Origin of the sequence: Bradyrhizobium sp. 61 (assembly GCF_023073075.1) — a bacterium.
In the GTDB taxonomy this organism is placed as follows: Bacteria; Pseudomonadota; Alphaproteobacteria; order Rhizobiales; family Xanthobacteraceae; genus Bradyrhizobium; species Bradyrhizobium barranii.
This window is the reverse complement of sequence record NZ_JADPIU010000038.1, coordinates 1-833: the sequence shown is the minus strand read 5'-3', so window position 1 is coordinate 833 and position 833 is coordinate 1. Positions and strand designations below refer to the sequence as shown.

Annotated in this window: 1 protein-coding gene; it reads right to left on the bottom strand. The window is 61.9% G+C overall.

What is annotated here, in order from left to right; translation table 11 throughout:
- Nucleotides 1-833, bottom strand: an 833-nt coding sequence (locus tag IVB46_RS11850) for an MHYT domain-containing protein (protein ID WP_276010201.1), incomplete at both ends; no start/stop codon positions are given.

Here is an 833-nt window from a genome sequence, read left to right as displayed (position 1 = left end):
GTCAGTTCCGTCAGGCTCGAATTGATCGAAACAATCTTGTCGCCGTAACAGACCAGCAATCCCTCGGCCGACGCATCGGCAAGGCCGCGCATGCGATCGACTTCCAGTTCGGCGCGATGACGTTCGCGGATATCGAGCGCAAGACCTGCGCAGGCAAGGAACAGGATGGTCAGCGACGCAAGCGCGACGCCGAGTGCAAGCCAGCCGGCCGGAAGCGCCATCTGCGACACCACGACTGTTGGGTCGGGGATGATCGAAACAGCGCCCATGGCAGTGAAGTGGTGACTGCAGATAGCCAGTGTCAGCAGCACCGCCCCGATGGCCTTCCATTTCATCGAGCCGTCGCGCAAGCCGGCTGGCAGCGCGGTTGCTCCGATCGCCGCTCCCAGCACGATGGAAGCAACAACGAGAACGGGATCCCACTGGATCCGTCCGGCGATCTCGAAAGCCGCCATTCCGGTGTAGTGCATCGCCGCGATGCCGCCGCCGACGGCCGCTCCCCCGATCCAGCGCCCAGCGGGCACCCTGTTTACGGACGTAATCCAAAGGCCCATACCAGTGAGCAAGATGGCCGCGACGAGCGATAGCAGGGTGAGGATGATGTTGTATCCGCTCGGAATGCCCGGAGCATACGCAAGCATGGCAATGAAGTGTGTCGCCCAGATGCCGAAGCCGCTTGCGGTGGCGGCCACGCACAACCAGACATCGCGCATATAGCCCGTTGTCTTGCGGACGTGATTGAGGAAGTTGATCGCCGCGAAAGACGCGAGCGCACATACGAGGGCCGCCAGCACCACTAGTCGCAAGTCGTGTTCGTAGGCGATGCAATTGTA